This window comes from Micromonospora sp. WMMD712, from assembly GCF_029581295.1.
GTDB lineage: Bacteria > Actinomycetota > Actinomycetes > Mycobacteriales > Micromonosporaceae > Micromonospora > Micromonospora carbonacea.
Genome location: NZ_CP120743.1, coordinates 32,729 through 48,093, shown reverse-complemented (window position 1 = coordinate 48,093; position 15,365 = coordinate 32,729). Strand labels below are relative to the sequence as shown.

Below are 15,365 nucleotides of genomic sequence, written 5' to 3'. Positions count from 1 at the left end.
ACACTGTGCCGCATGAGCGGATCGCAGGCGCCGGTGGTGGAGATGCTGTGGGAGGCGCACGATCCGCACCAGGCGCTCGACGCAAGGTTCGGCTTCGGCGACGCGCGGTCGGCGGGCCGCTGGGTCGCCGACGTCCTGGACGAACACTGGGGCGTCCGCGTCGACTCCTGCGAGCGGATCGTGCTGAGCGACGGCAACGCGCTGGCGTGGGTCGACACGCCGTCCGGTCGGCGGCTCGCGAAGTGGTCGGTGCTGCCCGGCCGTTTCCCGCGCCTGGCCGAGGTGGCCCGACTCACGAGCTGGCTCGACGGCCGGGGCCTGCCGCTCTCGGCGCCGTTTCCCACCCGGGACGGCCGGCTTCAGGTCGAGGCCGACGGTGTCTCGCTGGGCCTGCAACGGGTGATCGAGGGCGACCTTCTCGACACCACCGACCCCGGTCAGGTGCGGGCGGCCGGCGCCGTCCTGGCCCGGCTCCAGGATGCGCTCGCCGCATACCCACACGCCGAGCGGTTCACCACGCCCACCGTGGCGTCCCCACCGTTGACACAGCAGATCACCGAATGGCTCGACACCCGCGCCGCGCCGCTGCCCGTGGCGGCCCGCGACGCGCTGCGCGGACTGGTCGCCGGCGCGCCACCCGACCGGCTGCCACGGCAACTCGTCCACTTCGACTTCCGCTCCGCCAACGTCCTGTGCGCCGACGGCGAGATCACGGCGGTCCTCGACTTCGAGGAAGCCCGGCACGACCACCGGCTCGTCGACCTGGCCCGCGCGACGGTCCTGCTCGGCACCCGCTACCACGACTGGGGGCCGGTGCCACCTGAGGTCCAGGCCCAGTTCCTCGCCGGCTACCAGGCCGTGCACCCGCTGACCCCGGCGGAGTCGGGCTGGTGGGACGTCCTGCTGCTCTGGCAGGCCCTCGCGATGGTGCCGCCCGGCGAGGACCCGACCGGCTGGGGAGCGTCCGCGCTGCGCCGACTGCCGCAACCCTGAGCACGGTCCCGGACAGACCTTCACCACTCGGTGCCGAACTCTCGGCGAGCCGGCCAGATCGGGTGTGGTTGACCGTCATCCGGGCGACGACGTGTCGTCCCGGTCGCATTCGGCGGGTTGATTTGCCGTGTCCCACAGGTGCACTTCCGTGGCGGCGCGGAGGACGTCGCGGGCGGCGGCGGCCACCGGGCAGTCCGCTGTTCGGCAAATCGGGCAGTGGCCGTCGGGGGTGGGTTGGTGGTCGCGTAGGACCCAGCGGGCGGTGAGGATGAGCCGGTTGCGGATCTGGGCCAGGGACAGGAACGGGGCGGTCACCCTCAGCCCACCCCGATGGTGGCGGCGAGGTGGACGAGCATCTCCGGGGCGGTCGGGTCGCGGACGACCTGGGCGAGGACGTCGCGGCCGGCGGGTCGGTGGCGGATCTCGGCCGGCGCGATCCGGTCGGCCTCCAGCAGGACCCGGCCGGCGTCGATCGGGTCGCCGGTCTGGAGGTACGCGCGGGCGGTGTCGAGCAGATGCGCGGCGCGGTGTTCGACGGGCAGCCACCGCCAGCCGTCCCGCGCGGTCGTCTTCTCGTGCCAGGCCACGGCCTCCCCACCGTCGCCCGACTCCACCGCTGAGGCGGCCCGGGCCAGCTCCACCGCCGTAGGCCCGAACCCGGTGCGGTGGTGGTCGTGCCCGTCACCGACCCGGGCGGCCAAGGTAGCGGCCTCGTCCAGCAGATCGGCCGCCGCAGCGTCGCCGTCCCCTGCGGCGGCCAGCGCCGCCTGGACGAGCAGCGTCCCACACAGCGACAACTCCGGGGGCAGGCCGAACTCGACCACCGGTGGGGCGATCCGGTAGGCGGCGGCCAGCATCGCCGACCTCGCCTCCCGACCCTGCCCTGACGCGCGCAGCGCCTGGCCGAGTTGCACCGCTGCGACGGCCACCAGCAGCCGGTCGCCCGTGGCAGCGGTCATCGCCCGGTCGACGGCCAGCCACGCCAGGTCCGGGGCGCCCAGCTTCACCAGCAGCGATGCCGCGAGCCGGTACGCCTCCACCAACGGCACCCGACCCGCCACCGGGTCAGCGGCGTGGGCGCGTTCCACGTCGGCCAGCAGCTCCGGCAACAGCTCGGCCACCCGCAGGTAGCGGGCGTGCTGAAAGGTGATCCAGGCGTGCGTCACCTGCCGGGCCACCTGAACGGCCGGCAACACCGGCCGCCCGCCCGCCGCGCGGCCGAGGGGAACCTCGTACCGGGACAACGCGGCCCGGATCCGCTCGACCGCCACATCCCGCTCGATCACCTGCGCGGGCTGAATGTGGCGACCGAGCAGGACTGCCGCGTCGATTCGCAGGACCGTGGCGATCTCCTGGAGGGTCGACACCCGGTCCAGCGCGCGGACACCCCGCTCGACCTTGTCCACCCAGCTCTTCGACTTCCCCAACCGGTCGGCGAACACCTGCTGCGACAGCCTCCGCCGCCCCCGCCAGTACGCCACCCGCCGCCCGACCGGCAGAACCTCTGGTGGAGTGGAGGTCATCCGGCGCCTCCCCCTTCCTCAGCAAAGATCAGACCCGCACGCACGAGATCAGAACTGGCACATTCGGTAACCGTGACGCTACGATCGCGACGACGCGCGTGGTACTCACCCGCAGTACGAATGAGCTGGTCAGGAGTCACCCACGTCGCTGTCTGCGACGGGAAACCTCGACTGCCGGTCACCGTAGGGATAGCGATGGCACCGTTCCAACGATCCGCCCCGACTCGCGGCGACGTGACCGGCTACCTGCTGAAGCTGATCCGGGAATCCATCCCCCTGACCCAGGAACAGCTCAGTGTGAAACTCGGCGTCGACCGTGCGACCGTCCAGAGTTGGGAGTCAGGTCGGCGGCCGTTCCTCGCCGTCCCGTTCGGCCAGGCCGTCAGAATCCGGCACCAGCTCGGCAGCCTCGGCGCACATCCGATACTCCTCGACGCCGTCACGGACGCCGTCGAGGCCGACGCCGTCCTCGCCGCCCTGGTCGGCCCGAAGATCGAGCGGACAGACCTCAGCGCGCAACCCCTCGGCTGCACGGTGCTCACCCACCGGCTGACCGACCTGATCCTCTGGGCGGTTCTCGGCCAGACACCCACCTTCATCAGAAGCCTGCCGACTCCCCACCGTCGGCGCGGCCCCGTCGCCACCGGCCCCACCCTGCCGACAGCGGAACAGCGAGCCTTCTTCGCGAGCCTGCATGTCCTGGCCGAGCGCTCCACAGCCCGGGGCCACTCCAACCTGCTGCTGCACCGGCAGGCGTGCTTCCTCGCGGGCATGGACCCCACAGGCTCCTCCGCTGACTGGCTTGCCGAGAGCAGCGCTCGGAAGGCGCTAGGGATGACCGCCTTTCATACCTGGTCACCGCTGTGGCCCGATGCCCGCTCCGTCGTCACATCCCTGGCCAACCAAGGAAACCCCGAGCCGCTCCGGGACTTCATCGCCCGCGCACACCCCGACGATGCCTGCCAGCGCGCGGCCCTCAACTACTCGGCGTACTGGGTCGGCGAGATTCCTTACCGCCAACCCGACGACACCTTCATGCCTGCCACCATCGACGATTGGCGCGGCAACCGCCTCCTGCGGCACCTGGTCGAGCGCCTCAACGCCGAGCACCCGTTCATCGACCTCAACACCCACAACCTGTGGGCCCTGCTCACCGCCCGACGCGGGCTCGTCCACGATCACCCAGCCATCGGACGAGCCCTAGCCCACCGTGCCGTCGCCGTTCTCGACAGCGACCGGATCTCGGCGCAGTCCCGCCAGGAACTAACCTCTATCGTCTACAGCCTGCGGACAGAGGGCATCACCGGCACAGGGACGGGTAGATGAGCGAGGATCAGCACGCCGCCGCGATGAGGTTCATCTTCGAGGCCGGCGTCCTCAAACGCGCCGCCCGCACCGGCTGGTGGTTCGCCGGGGTCAAGCACCCCGAGACCATCGCCGAGCACTCCCACCGCACCGCCCTCATCGGCATGATCCTCGCCGCCATGGAAGGGGCCGACCCCGCCCGCGTCACCATGCTCTGCGTCCTGCACGACACCCAGGAAACCCGCACCACCGACCTGCCCCACATCGCCAAGCGCTACCTGGCTGCCACCCCCAACACCACCATCACCGCAGACCAGATCGCCGACTGCCCACCCGCCGTCACCGACACCATCACCGCCGCCGTCACCGAGTACGAAGCCGGCGAAACCCTCGACGCCATCGTCGCCCGCGACGCCGACAAACTCGAATGCCTCGTCCAAGCCGTCGAATACCGCCACCAAGGCATCGACAACGTCCAACGCTGGATCGACAGCAGCCGCGCGGCACTCCGGACCAACTCCGCACACCGGCTCGCCGATGCCGCGCTGACCGGACAGCCTCTGGCCTGGCTCACACCTCCGGCAGGGCCGGAGTAGCGGCTCTTGCTCGGCGGCGGGTTCCTCTCCCCGTACCGCCGCTGCGGGGGTGCCCCCTACCCCAGCCTGAGGTCGTGCTCTTCCAGGGAGCGCTGGATAATCCCGAGCGCCTTCGGCCCCATGCCGTGCAGCCTGGCCAGCTCGGCGCGGGGCACCCCGGCCAGGTCGCGCAGGGTCGTATAGCCGGCGTTGTTCAGGGCCCGCGTCGCTGGTGCCCCGATCCGCGGGAGGGCGTCGAGGGCGGAGGTCATGCCGTCGATCCTACGGGGAGGTCAGCACGGGTGGCGCGTTCTCCGGGCTGGGCTCAGGGCTCCACTCCGGCGAGTTGGGCGGCCCGGTGCCAGAACCGGTCGATGAGGGCTTCGTCGTTGACCTGCCTGTTGGTCTGCCATGGCCTCGCGGGCTTCCGCTGGGAATAGAAGAGTCCCGGCTCCCAGTCGACGCCGGGGGTCCCGGTGAGGAAGTGCGCGAGGTTCGCGCCGCCCTTCTCCGGTGGAATCAACGCCAGCCGCGACAGCGGGGTTCGGTAGAGCAGCCGGGTGAGGAGGCCGTCGTTCTCCGCCCCGAAGCCGGTGCGGACGTTGCCGGGATCGAACGCGACGGCATTGACTCCTGTCGACCGGTAACGGGTGTGCAGGCCGCGGGAGAACAGGATGTTCGCGAGCTTCGCATCGCCATAGGCGCGCATCGGCGCGTACGTCTGCTCATGGTTGAGGTCGTCGACGTCGACCTTTCCCACGATCCGCGCCGAGGCGCTCGACGTGTTGACCACAATGCCGTCCCCGGCGCACAGCGGCTCCAGGAGCAGATGCGTGAGCAGGAACGGCGCGAGGAGGTTGACCTGGAACGTCTTCTCGTTGCCGTCCACGGTCACGGTGCGCTCGCCGAAGATGCCGCCGGCGTTGTTCGCCAGCGCGTCGATGCGGTCGACCGAGCCCCGGATGTCCGCGGCCAGCCGACGCACGTCGTCGAGCCGCGTGTAGTCCGCGGTGAACTGGGCCGCCGCGGCGACCTCGCGGGCGACGGCCGCTGTCTTCTGCGCGGATCGCCCCACGATGACGAGTCGGTGCTCGGGTCTGGCGCGCGCGATCTGCCGGGCCGCCTCGGCTCCGATCCCGTCGGACCCACCCGTGACGACGATCGTCCGTCCGGTCATTCGCCCCACCCCCACTGCCTCTCGCATGTCATTTGTGGCACTCCAGTGCCACCAACGGCACGCAAGGGTAGCATGGCGGGGTGAGTGAAGGAGACCTGTCGCTTCGGGACCGGGCCCGGCGGGCCGTGCGCGCGGAGATCGTCGATGCGGCGCTGGGCGTGTTCCTGAGCCAGGGCTTCGAGGCGACGACGGTCGAGGAGATCGCCCAGGCGGCGGGCATCTCCCGCCGCAGCTACTTCCGCTACTTCGCCAGCAAGGACGAGGCGCTCGCCGAGGCCCTCGCCTGCACCGGCCGGGCGGTCGCCGAGGCCCTCACCGGGCGACCCTCGGGCGAATCGCCCTGGGACGCCCTCCGTCGCGCCTTCGACCCGCTGCTCGAACAGGCCGGCAGGGACCCGAACGCCAAGGCCCTCGGCCGGCTCATGCTCGAACGCCCCAGCATCCGACAGGGCAAGGACGCCGTGTGGCAGAGCGAGATCGCCGCGGCCCTCAAGCCCCGGCTGCCAGCCGACGGCGGCGACGCCTCGTTGCGCGCGCAGGCCCTTGCCGCCTCGGCGATCGCCTGCCTCCACGCGGCGCAGGCCCAGTGGCTGTCGCCCGACGAACACGCCGACCTCGGCGCGCTGCTCGACACGAGCATGGCTGCCGTGCATCCACTCGCGTAGGCAGAAACAAGGGCAGGCACGCCAACCCACGCAACCCTACCGAAGGTTAAGCGGATGGATACACTCAGCTACCTCTCAGGTTGAGTTGGTACTTTCCCGGCGCAGCGGCTTCCACCATGGACGCCGCTGAATCCGTTGCGGCACAAGGGTTCCCGGTGCAGGTTCCACCGAATCCGAGTGACGCGCGTGGTGGCTGTCAAGGGAGACGCTCGGAGTGTTCAAAAAGATGTTAGGCGCGTTCGGGGTGGGTGGCCCCAGCGTCGACACCGTCCTGTCCAACCCGAACACCCGCCCGGGGTTGTTGCTCGGCGGGCAGGTGAACCTGACCGGCGGCAGTCACGACGTGGAGATCGACCACATCACCGTCGGCCTGGTCACCCGGGTGGAGGTCGACGGCGCGGAGGAGGAGTACGACGCGCTCGTCGAGTTCCACCGCGTCCAGGTCGCCGGGGGCCTGCACCTGCGGGAGGGGCAGCACCTCTCCCTGCCGTTCCAGGTGGCGATGCCGTGGGAGACCCCGGTGACCGACCTGTACGGGCAGCACCTGCACGGCATGACGATGGGCCTGCGCACCGAGGTGGCCGTCCGCGGCGCGGTCGACAAGGGCGACCTCGACCCGGTGTACGTGCACCCGCTGCCGGCGCAGGAGCGCATCCTGGAGGCGTTCGGCCGGCTCGGCTTCCAGTTCAAGGCCGCCGACCTCGAACGCGGGCACATCTCCGGGCTGCACCAGACGCTGCCCTTCTACCAGGAGATCGAATACTTCGCGGCCCCGCAGTACGCCCACGCCGTCAACGAGGTCGAGCTGACCTTCGTCGCCAACGAGCACGGCGTCGACGTCGTGCTGGAGTTCGACAAGCGCGGCGGCCTGTTCGGTGGCGGCCACGACGCGTACGGCCGTCATCACGTCGCCCACGGCGGCGCCGAGCACGGCGACTGGGCCGCGCAGGTCGACGCCTGGGTCCGCCAGGTCCTCGACGGCCACCGGAGCCCGCACGCCGGCCACGGCTACGCCCCGCCCGTCCCGGGCTACGGGGCGCCCGGCTACCCGCCGCCGCCCCCGCCGCCCGGCTACGGCGCACCCGGCTACGGACAGCCCGGTTACGGCGCACCGGGTTACGGACAGCCCGCCTACGGCGCGCCCGGCTACGGGCATCCGGGGGGCCACTACAAGGAGGAGCACCACGAGCGGCACGACGGGCCCGGCATGGGCGGCGTCGTCGCGGGGGTGGTCGGCGGCGCGGCGCTCGGCTTCGCCGGCGGCATGATCGCCGACGAGGTCTTCGGCGACGACGAGGACGACGACGGCGGCGACGAGGAGTGAGCCGCCGGCGGGTCCACTGTGGATCCTCGCGCCGTTCCATGATCTAATTCGTCAGGTTTGTCCGCATCCAGCCGGATTGTCCGGCCGGAGTATCGAAGGAGTGTGCATGCCCGTCACCGCCGACCTCACCAAGCTGGTCGACAAGGCCTACCAGGACAAGACCCTCACCGAGATCGTCGACGCCCCGGTGTCCGCCCTCGCCGGGGTCAGCGACGGCGACGCGAAGCTGCTCAAGGACGCCTTCAACATCACCACCGTCGGCGACCTCGGCCGCAACCCCTACTTCCGCACCGCCAACGCCCTGGTCGCGCTGACCGGCACCACGAAGTAGCACGAGCACCACGACGGGTGCCCGGTGCTCCGAGAGGCGTTCTCGGCGCACCGGGCACCCGTCCGTTTCGCTGCCGCCGGGGTCAGGTGGTGCCGCGTTGGAACGGCTGGGCCAGCGCCCGGGGTTCGCGGTGCGCGGTGGCGAACACCAGCATCGCCAGCAGCGCCAGCAGGTACGGCGCGGCGATCAGCAGCTGCGAGTTCATGGTGACCCCGAGCGCCGGCAGCGCCAGCCGCATCGCGTCGGCGAGGCCGAAGACGACGCAGCCGACCAGCGTGCGGCCGAGCCGCCAGGCGCCGAAGATCACGGCCGCGATGACCAGGTAGCCGCGCCCGGCGGTCATGTTCTGGTTGAACGAGCCGACCTCGCCGACGGCCAGGTACGCGCCGCCGAGCCCGGCGAGCAGCCCGCACCACAGCAGCGCCTGCCGGCGGCGGAGGTTGACGTGGATCCCGCTCACGTCGGCGGCCTGCGGGTTCTCCCCGACGGCCCGCAGCTCCAGCCCCCACCGGCTGCGCTGCACCAGCCACCAGGTCAGCGGGATCACCGCCAGCAGCAGGTACACCGGCCAGCGTTGGACGAACAGCATCGGGCCGACGATCGGGATGTCCCGCAGCACCGGCACGCTCACCTGCCACACCTGGTGCCCGGTGAAGGTGCTCACCGTGATCAGGTAGCTGGTCAGGCCCAGCACGAGGGCGTTGAGGACCAGGCCGACGACGAACGTGTTGATCTGCACCCGGTGCGACAGGTTGCCGTGCACGAACGCCACGGCCACGCCGACGAACGCGCCGGCGGCCAGGCCGATGGTGGCGCTGCCGGTGGCGCTGGCCACGGCGATCGACCCGAACGCGGCACCGAGCATCATCGCCTCGACGGAGATGTTCAGGGTGCCGGCGCGCTGGGCCACGTACTCGCCGCAGGCGGCGAAGGCCAGGGGGACGGTGAGCCGGGCCCCGCTGGAGAGGATGGTGGCGATGTTGTCGGCGGCGCTCATGCCAGACTGCCTTCCATAGCGTCCTGCTTGCTCACGGCCGGGTCGGTGGCGGACGTGGTGGTCGCCGGCCCATCGGCGCGGCGGCGTTTGCGCAGCATGCCGATCACCACCGGCGGCGCGACGAACGCCAGCACCAGCAGCGCCTTGACCACGTCGACGAGGAACGGCGGCACCCCGGTGGCGGCCAGGAAGCTGCCCCCGGCCCGGAGCACGCCGAACAGCACCGCGACGGGGACGGCCAGCAGCGGGTTGTTCCGGGCGACCAGGGCGACCAGCAGGCCGTCCCAGCCGATGTTGAGGGACATGCCGGGCTGGAGCCGGTTGGTGCCGACGGGGCTGGCCAGCAGCAGCGCCCCGGCCAGGCCGGCGAGGCCGCCGGAGATGGCCAGCGCCATCCCGCCGAGGGCGCCGACGCGCACGCCGGCGTGCCGGGCCGCCGCCGGGCTGAGGCCGGTCATCGTGAGCCGGAACCCCCATCGGGTACGCGCCAGCGCGAGGCTGAACACGACCGCGACGACGACGGCCAGGACGAGCCCGCCGTTGATCTGGAGGTTCGGGTACTCCCCGAGGGAGTCGATCCGGGCGCCCTCGGGCAGCGGGTTGGACTGCGGGGACAGGGTGCCCCGGCCCAGCCGGGACTCCTGGAGCAGCCACGGGGTGTTCACCGCGAACGACACGAGCTGCTGGGCCAGGAAGGTCATCAGCATCGTGCTGACCACGACGTTGACGCCGCGGAAGCGGTACATCAGGGCGCTGAGCCCGGCCCACGCGCCCGCGCCGACTCCCGCGGCGGCGAGCACGGTGACGACGAGCAGCGGTCCGGGCAGCGCCAGGCGCAGCCCGGCCCACGCGCCGAACAGCGCCCCGATCAGCACCTGCCCCTCCTGGCCGATGTTGAAGAAGCCGGAGCGGGCGCTGACGCAGGCGCCGACGGCGACCAGCAGCAGCGGCGCGACGTACAGCAGGGAGGTGCTCCAGGCGGCGGGGCTGGCCATGCTGCCCTGGTACATGGCCTTGGCGGAGGCCGTCGGTGAGCCGCCGGTGACGGCGATCAGCAGGGCGGACAGGGCGAGGGCGACGGCCACGGTGGCCGCCGTGGCGGCGGCCACCTGCCAGCCGCCGACGCCCGGGTTGAGCCGGCGCAGCAGCCGGCGGCCGGTGGCGTCGGGGCCGCTCGGGCCGGCGGGCGGCGCGGCGACGGTGGTGGCGGCCATCAGTGCGCCACCCCGCCGACCAGCATGCCGAGGCGCTCCGCGGTGGCCTCGGCGGTGGGGAGGACCCCGACGATCCGGCCGGAGGAGATCACCGCGATCCGGTCGGCCAGGGCCATCACCTCCTCCAGCTCGGTGGAGATCAGCAACACGGCCACTCCTTCCGCGGCGGCCTGCCGCAGCCGCACGTACATGTCTTCGATCGCGCCGACGTCGAGCCCGTGGGTGGGCTGGGCGGCGACCAGCGCCTTCGGGCCGGCGGACAGCTCCCGGGCCAGCACCACCCGCTGCTGGTTGCCGCCGGAGAGGCTGCGCAGCGGGGTGTCCGGCGAGGGTGCCACGATGTTGAACTCGGCCATCTGCCGGCGGGCGATGCGGTGCATCCGTCGCCGGCTGAGCACCCCGCGCGTGCAGACCCCGGCGAGGGACTTCATGACGAGGTTCTCCGCCACGCTCATGTCGAGCACCACCCCGGAGTGGTGCCGGTCCTCGGGGACGATGCCGAGGCCGGCCTCGTGCAGGGCGCCCGGCCGGGTCAGGTCGACGGGGCGGGCGCCGACCTCGACGGCGCCGTCGTCGGGGACCAGCAGCCCGGACAGCAGCTCGCCGAGGGTGGCCTGGCCGTTGCCCTCGACGCCGTAGAGGCCGACGATCTCGCCGGGGGCGACGTCGAGGTGCAGGTCGTCGAGGACGGGCAGACCGCCGACGCGCAGGGTCACCCCGCGCAGCCGCAGCGCGGCCGGCGTGGCGGGGTCCGCCGCCGGGTCCGCCCCGGCGGGGGCGGCGGGGGGCGGCGCGCCGGCCGGGCCCTGGGGCTCGACGGGCAGCAGGCCCAGGGCCGCGCCCTCGGCGCGCAGCGACACGTCGCGGCCGACCATCTGCCGGGCGAGCTCCTGGGCGGTGGTGTCCGCCGTCGTGCCGTGGAACGCCACCGCGCCGCGCCGCAGCACGGTCACCCGGTCGGTGGCGGCCATGATCTCGGCGAGCTTGTGGCTGATCAGGATGACGGCGCGGTTCTCGGCCTGCACGACCCGGCGCAGCACCGTGAACAGCTCGGCCGACTCGGCCTGGGTGAGCACGGAGGTCGGCTCGTCGAGGATCAGCACGGACGGGTCGCGCCGCAGGCACTTGATCAGCTCGACGCGCTGCCGTTCCCCGGCGGAGAGCCGGTCGACCCGGGCGAGCGGGTCGATCGGCAGCCCGTAGCGCTTGGCGACCTGCTCGACCTGGGCGCAGGCCGCCGCCCGGTCGACCCGCCCGGTGTCGCCGAGGATGACGTTCTCCCAGACGGTGAGCGGCTCGATCAGGCTGAAGTGCTGGTGGACCATGCCCAGCCCGAGGTCGGCGGCGACCTGCGGGCTGTCGATCTCGATCGGTTCGGTGCCGCGCAGGATGGTGCCGGCGTCCCGGTGCACCAGCCCGAGCAGGATCTTCATCAGGGTCGACTTCCCGGCCCCGTTCTCGCCGAGGAGGCCGTGGATCTCGCCGGGCCGTACGGCGAGATCCACGGCGTCGCAGGCGACAACCGGACCGTAACGCTTGCTGACCCCGCGCAGGGTGATAGCCGGCGTCAGCTGGTCGTCAACGTTCACAGTCCGTCCACCTCGTTGGTCGTCGAGCGGCAGGGGTCAGGAGCCGAGCTTGGCGACTTCCGCCTTGGTGTCGATCTTGTCGGCGCCCACGTCGGCGATGAAGGCGTCCATCTTCTGGGTCTGCTCGGCGGTGGGGGAGCAGATCTTGACCGTCGGGTACGCGTCCTTGCCGAGGTGCCACACCTTGGTGGTGCCGAGCTGCATCTCGCCCTTGGCGAACAGCTCCAGGGCGGCGGCGAAGTACGCGCCCGGGTCGAAGATGACCGAGACGTCGAAGCGCGGGTCGGTCGAGTCGCAGCGGTCGGTGCCGGGGGTCAGGGTGATGGCCCCGCCGTCGGCGGCGAGCTTGGCGGCGGCGTCGGTGGCCCCGCCCAGGTACGGGTAGATGACCTTCACGCCCTGGCTGAGCTGCGCCTGCACGGCCTCCCGGGCCTTGGCCGAGTCGTTGAAGTCACCGGTGTAGGTGGTGACCAGCTCGGCGCTGGGCACGACCATGCGGATGCCGGCCTTGAACGCCTTGGCGGCGTTGACGGAGAAGTCGGCCTCCATGCCGGTGACGAAGCCGGCCTTGGTGGCCTTCTTCTGCTCCATCAGCAGGCCGGTGGCGTAGCCGGCGGCCAGCATGCTCTGGCTGGGGTCGTCGCTGGAGATGACGGTGCGCGGGGTCTGCGGGACGTTCTCCGACGACGGCACGTACCAGGCGGTCTTCGCGCAGACCGGCTCCTCGGAGGCGGGGATGGCGTCCTTGAGCTCGGACGCGCCGAGGGCGACCATGTCCACGCCCTGCTGGCACAGCGCCCGCGCGGCGCCGAGCGCCTCGGTGGCCGGGACGCTGCCGCGCTTGATGACCTGCCAGCCCTTCTCGGTGGCGAACTTCTCGGCGCCGATGACGAAGCTCTCGTAGTAGCCGTTGTCGTTGATGTCGCCGGGGCTGAGCACCCCGATGACGACCTTGCCGTCGCCGTTGACGTCGGGCTGCCCGGCCTGGGTGGTCCCGCCGCTGGCGGTTCCCCCCGCCGAGGGCGCGGACGCGTCGTTGCTCGCGCAGCCGACCAGCGCGAACGCCAGGGCTCCGGCGAGCACCGCCGCCGGGCCCTTCGCGGTACGAAGTGTCATGGTGCGTTTCCTTTCACAGTGGGGGCGCTGCGGCGGCCGGCTCGGCCGGGCGCGCGCAGTGTTCGGTCGCGGGCACGGTCGGCCAGCGATGGGGGATGTCGATGCCGGCCCGGCGCAGCAGGGCGGCCCGGCGTGCGGTGGCCTCCTCGCGCAGGGCGTCGACGTCGACGGTGGTGACCCGCCGGTCGCGGACCACCAGCCGACCGTCGACCAGGACGTCGCGGACGGTGTGCCCGGCCGCGCCCCAGACGAGCTGGGTGGCCAGGTCGCCGCGCGGGGCCCAGGAGATGGTCCGGGTGTCCAGCACGACCAGGTCGGCGGCCTTGCCGACCTCGATCGAGCCGGTCAGCCGCCCCAGCCCGACGGCGTCCGCGCCGTCGACGGTGGCCAGGGCGAACACCTCGTCGGCGCGCAGCGGGTCGGGCGTGCCCCGGTCCCGCTCCAGGCCGGCGAAGAGCCGGGCGGCGCGCCACACGTCGGGGGTGTCCCCGGCGTTGTGCGAGTCGCAGCCCAGCGCGAGCCGGCCGCCGGCGCGGCGCAGCTCGGTGTGCCGGCCGGCACGGCTCACGCCCTGCCCGAGGCGCAGGTACGCGCCGGGGCAGGCGGCGACGGCGGTGCCGGAGTCGACGAGCGCGGCGAGCTCGGCGTCGTCGAGCCAGACGGCGTGGCCGAGCAGCAGCCGGGGGCCGAGCACGCCGAGGTCGCGCAGGTGCAGCACGGGCCGGGCGCGGCCGGCGGCCGCGTACGCGGCGACGTCGTCCGGGCCGGGCGAGATGTGCCAGGTCATCGGCACGTCGAGGCGCTCGGCCAGCGCGGCGGCGCCGGTGAACAGCTCGTCGCTGACCAGGTCGTGCCCGAGCAGGGTGATCCAGCCGGTGACGAGGTCGTCGCCGGCGAGCGCGGCGACCGTGTCGGCCTGGGCGGCGAGGGCCTCGGCGGCGGGCAGCGCGTAGGGCGCGCCGGGGGTGTCCCAGCCCCAGCCGCCGACGCGGGCGCGGATGCCGGCGGCGCGCAGCCCCCGGGCGACCCGCAGCGGGTGGGCCACGGTGCCGGGCTCCAGCAGCGTGGTGACGCCGTAGCTGAGCGCCTCGACGGCGGTGAGGGTGGCCGACAGCTCGTCGTCGTCGCCGGTGACGGCGGCGTGCAGCGGCACGATCCAGTCGTAGATGGCCTGCTGGGCGGGGACGTCGTCGGGGATGCTGCTGCGCACGAGGGGGTCGGCGGTGGTGTGCTGGTGCGCGTTGACCAGGCCGGGCACGACCACGCAGCCGGCGGCGTCGAGCTCCGGGCTGCCCGGGTACGCGGCGCGCAGCGCGTCGGCGGGGCCGAGCGCGGCGATCCGGCCGGCGACGACCGCGATCGCGCCGCCGGTGACCACCTCGCGGCCGGGGGCCATGGTGACGATCTCGGCGTCGACGATCAGCAGGTCGGCGGGGCGGGGGGCGGCCGGGGGCACCGGCGGGCCGCTGGTCACGGCCGCACCAGGATCTTGCCGACGAGGTCGCGGGACTCCTGCCGGGCGTACGCCTCGGGCAGGTCGGCCAGCGGATACTCGGTGGCCCGCACCACCCGCAGCCCACCGGTGTAGAAGGCGTCGAGCATGGCGGCGAAGTCGGCCGGTGCGTACGCGCCCGCGCCGAGCAGCCGCAGCCCCCGGTGGTAGACGTCGGCCAGGGAGAAGGTCACCTGGTCGCCGCTGGTGTTGCCGAGCAGCACCAGCCGGCCGCCGGTGCGCAGGCTGGCCAGGGAGACCGGCCAGGTGGCGGTGCCGACGTGGTCGACGACGAGGTCGACGCCGTGGCCGCCGGTGCGCTCGCGCACCTCGGCGACGGTCCGCTCGTCGAGGTCGAGCACGTCGGCGCCGAGGTCGGCGGCGACGGCCCGCTTGGCCTCGGTGCGGGCCACGGCGAGCACCCGCGCGCCGGCCCGGCGGGCGAGCTGGATGGCGGCGATGCTGACGGCGCTCGCGCCGGCCTGCACCAGCACCCACTCCCCCGGGCGGACGGCCCCGACGCGGTGCACGGCGTGCCAGGCGAGGCTCCAGGCGGTGGGCAGCGCGGCGGCGTCGGCGAGGTCGACGTGCGCGGGCACCGGGTGCACGACGGCGGCGGGGACGGCGACGTACTCGGCGAAGCCGCCGGGGCGGTTGCCGCCGACGACCGCGAGCCGGGGGCAGTAGCCGGGCTGGCCACCGGCGCAGGCCGGGCAGGCGCCGCAGCCGACGGTCGGGTCCACGAGCACCCGGTCGCCGGGGCGTACCGTAGTGACGTCGGAACCGACGGCGACGACCTGGCCGGCGACGTCCATGCCGGCGACGTGGGGCAGGCGGAAGCCGGGCAGCCGGCCCGGGCCCTTGCGCTGGAGCAGGTCGAGGTGGTTGAGCGCGGCGGCGTGCACCCGGATCACGGCCTCGGTCGGGCCGGGCTCGGGGTCGGGCAGGTGGCGCAGTCGCACCACCTCCGGGCCACCGAACCCCGTCTGGACCATCGCTCGCACAGGACCCCTCCGGCGCTCTGCCAATCAATATGGCGTCTTGCATTGTGATTCTCGTTGCTT

The 15,365-nt window shown here is 72.9% G+C and carries 16 protein-coding genes; 6 read left to right on the top strand and 10 right to left on the bottom strand.

Annotated elements, in window-relative coordinates; genetic code table 11:
• The first annotated feature begins 12 nt into the window (after positions 1–12).
• Complete coding sequence (locus O7633_RS00190; protein ID WP_282325251.1) at positions 13–993, top strand: phosphotransferase; 981 nt, start codon at positions 13–15, stop codon at positions 991–993.
• A 75-nt stretch (positions 994–1,068) separates the two neighbouring features.
• Here the strand turns inward: O7633_RS00190 and O7633_RS00185 are convergent, their stop codons facing one another.
• Both O7633_RS00185 and O7633_RS00180 read right to left on the bottom strand, forming a co-directional pair.
• Positions 1,069–1,308, bottom strand: a complete 240-nt coding sequence (locus tag O7633_RS00185) for a hypothetical protein (protein WP_282325250.1) — start codon at positions 1,306–1,308, stop codon at positions 1,069–1,071.
• 2 nt (positions 1,309–1,310) lie between these two features.
• Complete coding sequence (locus O7633_RS00180) at positions 1,311–2,516, bottom strand: helix-turn-helix domain-containing protein (RefSeq protein WP_282325249.1); 1,206 nt, start codon at positions 2,514–2,516, stop codon at positions 1,311–1,313.
• A gap of 195 nt (positions 2,517–2,711) precedes the next feature.
• On the opposite strand from O7633_RS00180, the gene O7633_RS00175 reads away from it, so the two are divergent.
• A complete protein-coding gene (locus O7633_RS00175; protein ID WP_282325248.1) occupies positions 2,712–3,842 on the top strand; it encodes a helix-turn-helix transcriptional regulator in 1,131 nt (376 codons plus the stop codon).
• Entirely contained in the window at positions 3,839–4,417 is a 579-nt protein-coding gene (locus O7633_RS00170; protein WP_282325247.1) for an HD domain-containing protein, read from the top strand. The genes O7633_RS00175 and O7633_RS00170 overlap by 4 nt, the downstream gene beginning before the upstream one ends.
• Before the next feature lie 56 nt (positions 4,418–4,473).
• On the opposite strand, the gene O7633_RS00165 is transcribed toward O7633_RS00170, so the two are convergent.
• Positions 4,474–4,668 (bottom strand): helix-hairpin-helix domain-containing protein, encoded by a 195-nt coding sequence (locus O7633_RS00165; protein WP_282325246.1) that lies wholly within the window; start codon positions 4,666–4,668, stop codon positions 4,474–4,476.
• 53 nt (positions 4,669–4,721) lie between these two features.
• A complete protein-coding gene (locus O7633_RS00160; protein WP_282325245.1) occupies positions 4,722–5,573 on the bottom strand; it encodes an SDR family NAD(P)-dependent oxidoreductase in 852 nt (283 codons plus the stop codon).
• A gap of 80 nt (positions 5,574–5,653) precedes the next feature.
• On the opposite strand from O7633_RS00160, the gene O7633_RS00155 reads away from it, so the two are divergent.
• From O7633_RS00155 to O7633_RS00145, 3 genes are all read left to right on the top strand, one after another.
• Positions 5,654–6,238 carry a TetR/AcrR family transcriptional regulator gene (locus O7633_RS00155; RefSeq protein WP_282325244.1) on the top strand — a complete coding sequence of 195 codons (585 nt, stop codon included), beginning with the start codon at positions 5,654–5,656 and terminating at the stop codon, positions 6,236–6,238.
• 226 nt (positions 6,239–6,464) lie between these two features.
• A complete protein-coding gene (locus tag O7633_RS00150; RefSeq protein ID WP_282325243.1) occupies positions 6,465–7,562 on the top strand; it encodes a sporulation protein in 1,098 nt (365 codons plus the stop codon).
• A 106-nt stretch (positions 7,563–7,668) separates the two neighbouring features.
• Positions 7,669–7,893, top strand: coding sequence for a hypothetical protein (locus O7633_RS00145; RefSeq protein ID WP_077937497.1), 225 nt, complete (start codon positions 7,669–7,671; stop codon positions 7,891–7,893).
• 82 nt (positions 7,894–7,975) lie between these two features.
• Here the strand turns inward: O7633_RS00145 and O7633_RS00140 are convergent, their stop codons facing one another.
• Genes O7633_RS00140 through O7633_RS00115 form a run of 6 tightly spaced genes read right to left on the bottom strand, consistent with a single transcriptional unit; the run spans position 7,976 to position 15,296 of the window.
• Positions 7,976–8,890 (bottom strand): ABC transporter permease, encoded by a 915-nt coding sequence (locus O7633_RS00140; RefSeq protein ID WP_282325242.1) that lies wholly within the window; start codon positions 8,888–8,890, stop codon positions 7,976–7,978.
• A complete protein-coding gene (locus O7633_RS00135) occupies positions 8,887–10,104 on the bottom strand; it encodes an ABC transporter permease (protein ID WP_282325241.1) in 1,218 nt (405 codons plus the stop codon). The genes O7633_RS00140 and O7633_RS00135 overlap by 4 nt, the downstream gene beginning before the upstream one ends.
• Entirely contained in the window at positions 10,104–11,693 is a 1,590-nt protein-coding gene (locus O7633_RS00130; RefSeq protein ID WP_282325240.1) for an ABC transporter ATP-binding protein, read from the bottom strand. Before O7633_RS00130 ends, O7633_RS00135 begins: the two co-directional genes overlap by 1 nt.
• Positions 11,694–11,729: 36 nt before the next feature.
• Positions 11,730–12,809, bottom strand: a complete 1,080-nt coding sequence (locus tag O7633_RS00125) for a BMP family ABC transporter substrate-binding protein (RefSeq protein ID WP_282325239.1) — start codon at positions 12,807–12,809, stop codon at positions 11,730–11,732.
• 13 nt (positions 12,810–12,822) lie between these two features.
• Complete coding sequence (locus O7633_RS00120; RefSeq protein WP_282325238.1) at positions 12,823–14,283, bottom strand: amidohydrolase family protein; 1,461 nt, start codon at positions 14,281–14,283, stop codon at positions 12,823–12,825.
• On the bottom strand, positions 14,280–15,296 hold the full coding sequence (locus O7633_RS00115; RefSeq protein WP_278134366.1) for an alcohol dehydrogenase catalytic domain-containing protein: 1,017 nt from the start codon (positions 15,294–15,296) through the stop codon (positions 14,280–14,282). The genes O7633_RS00120 and O7633_RS00115 overlap by 4 nt, the downstream gene beginning before the upstream one ends.
• Positions 15,297–15,365 lie beyond the last annotated feature (69 nt).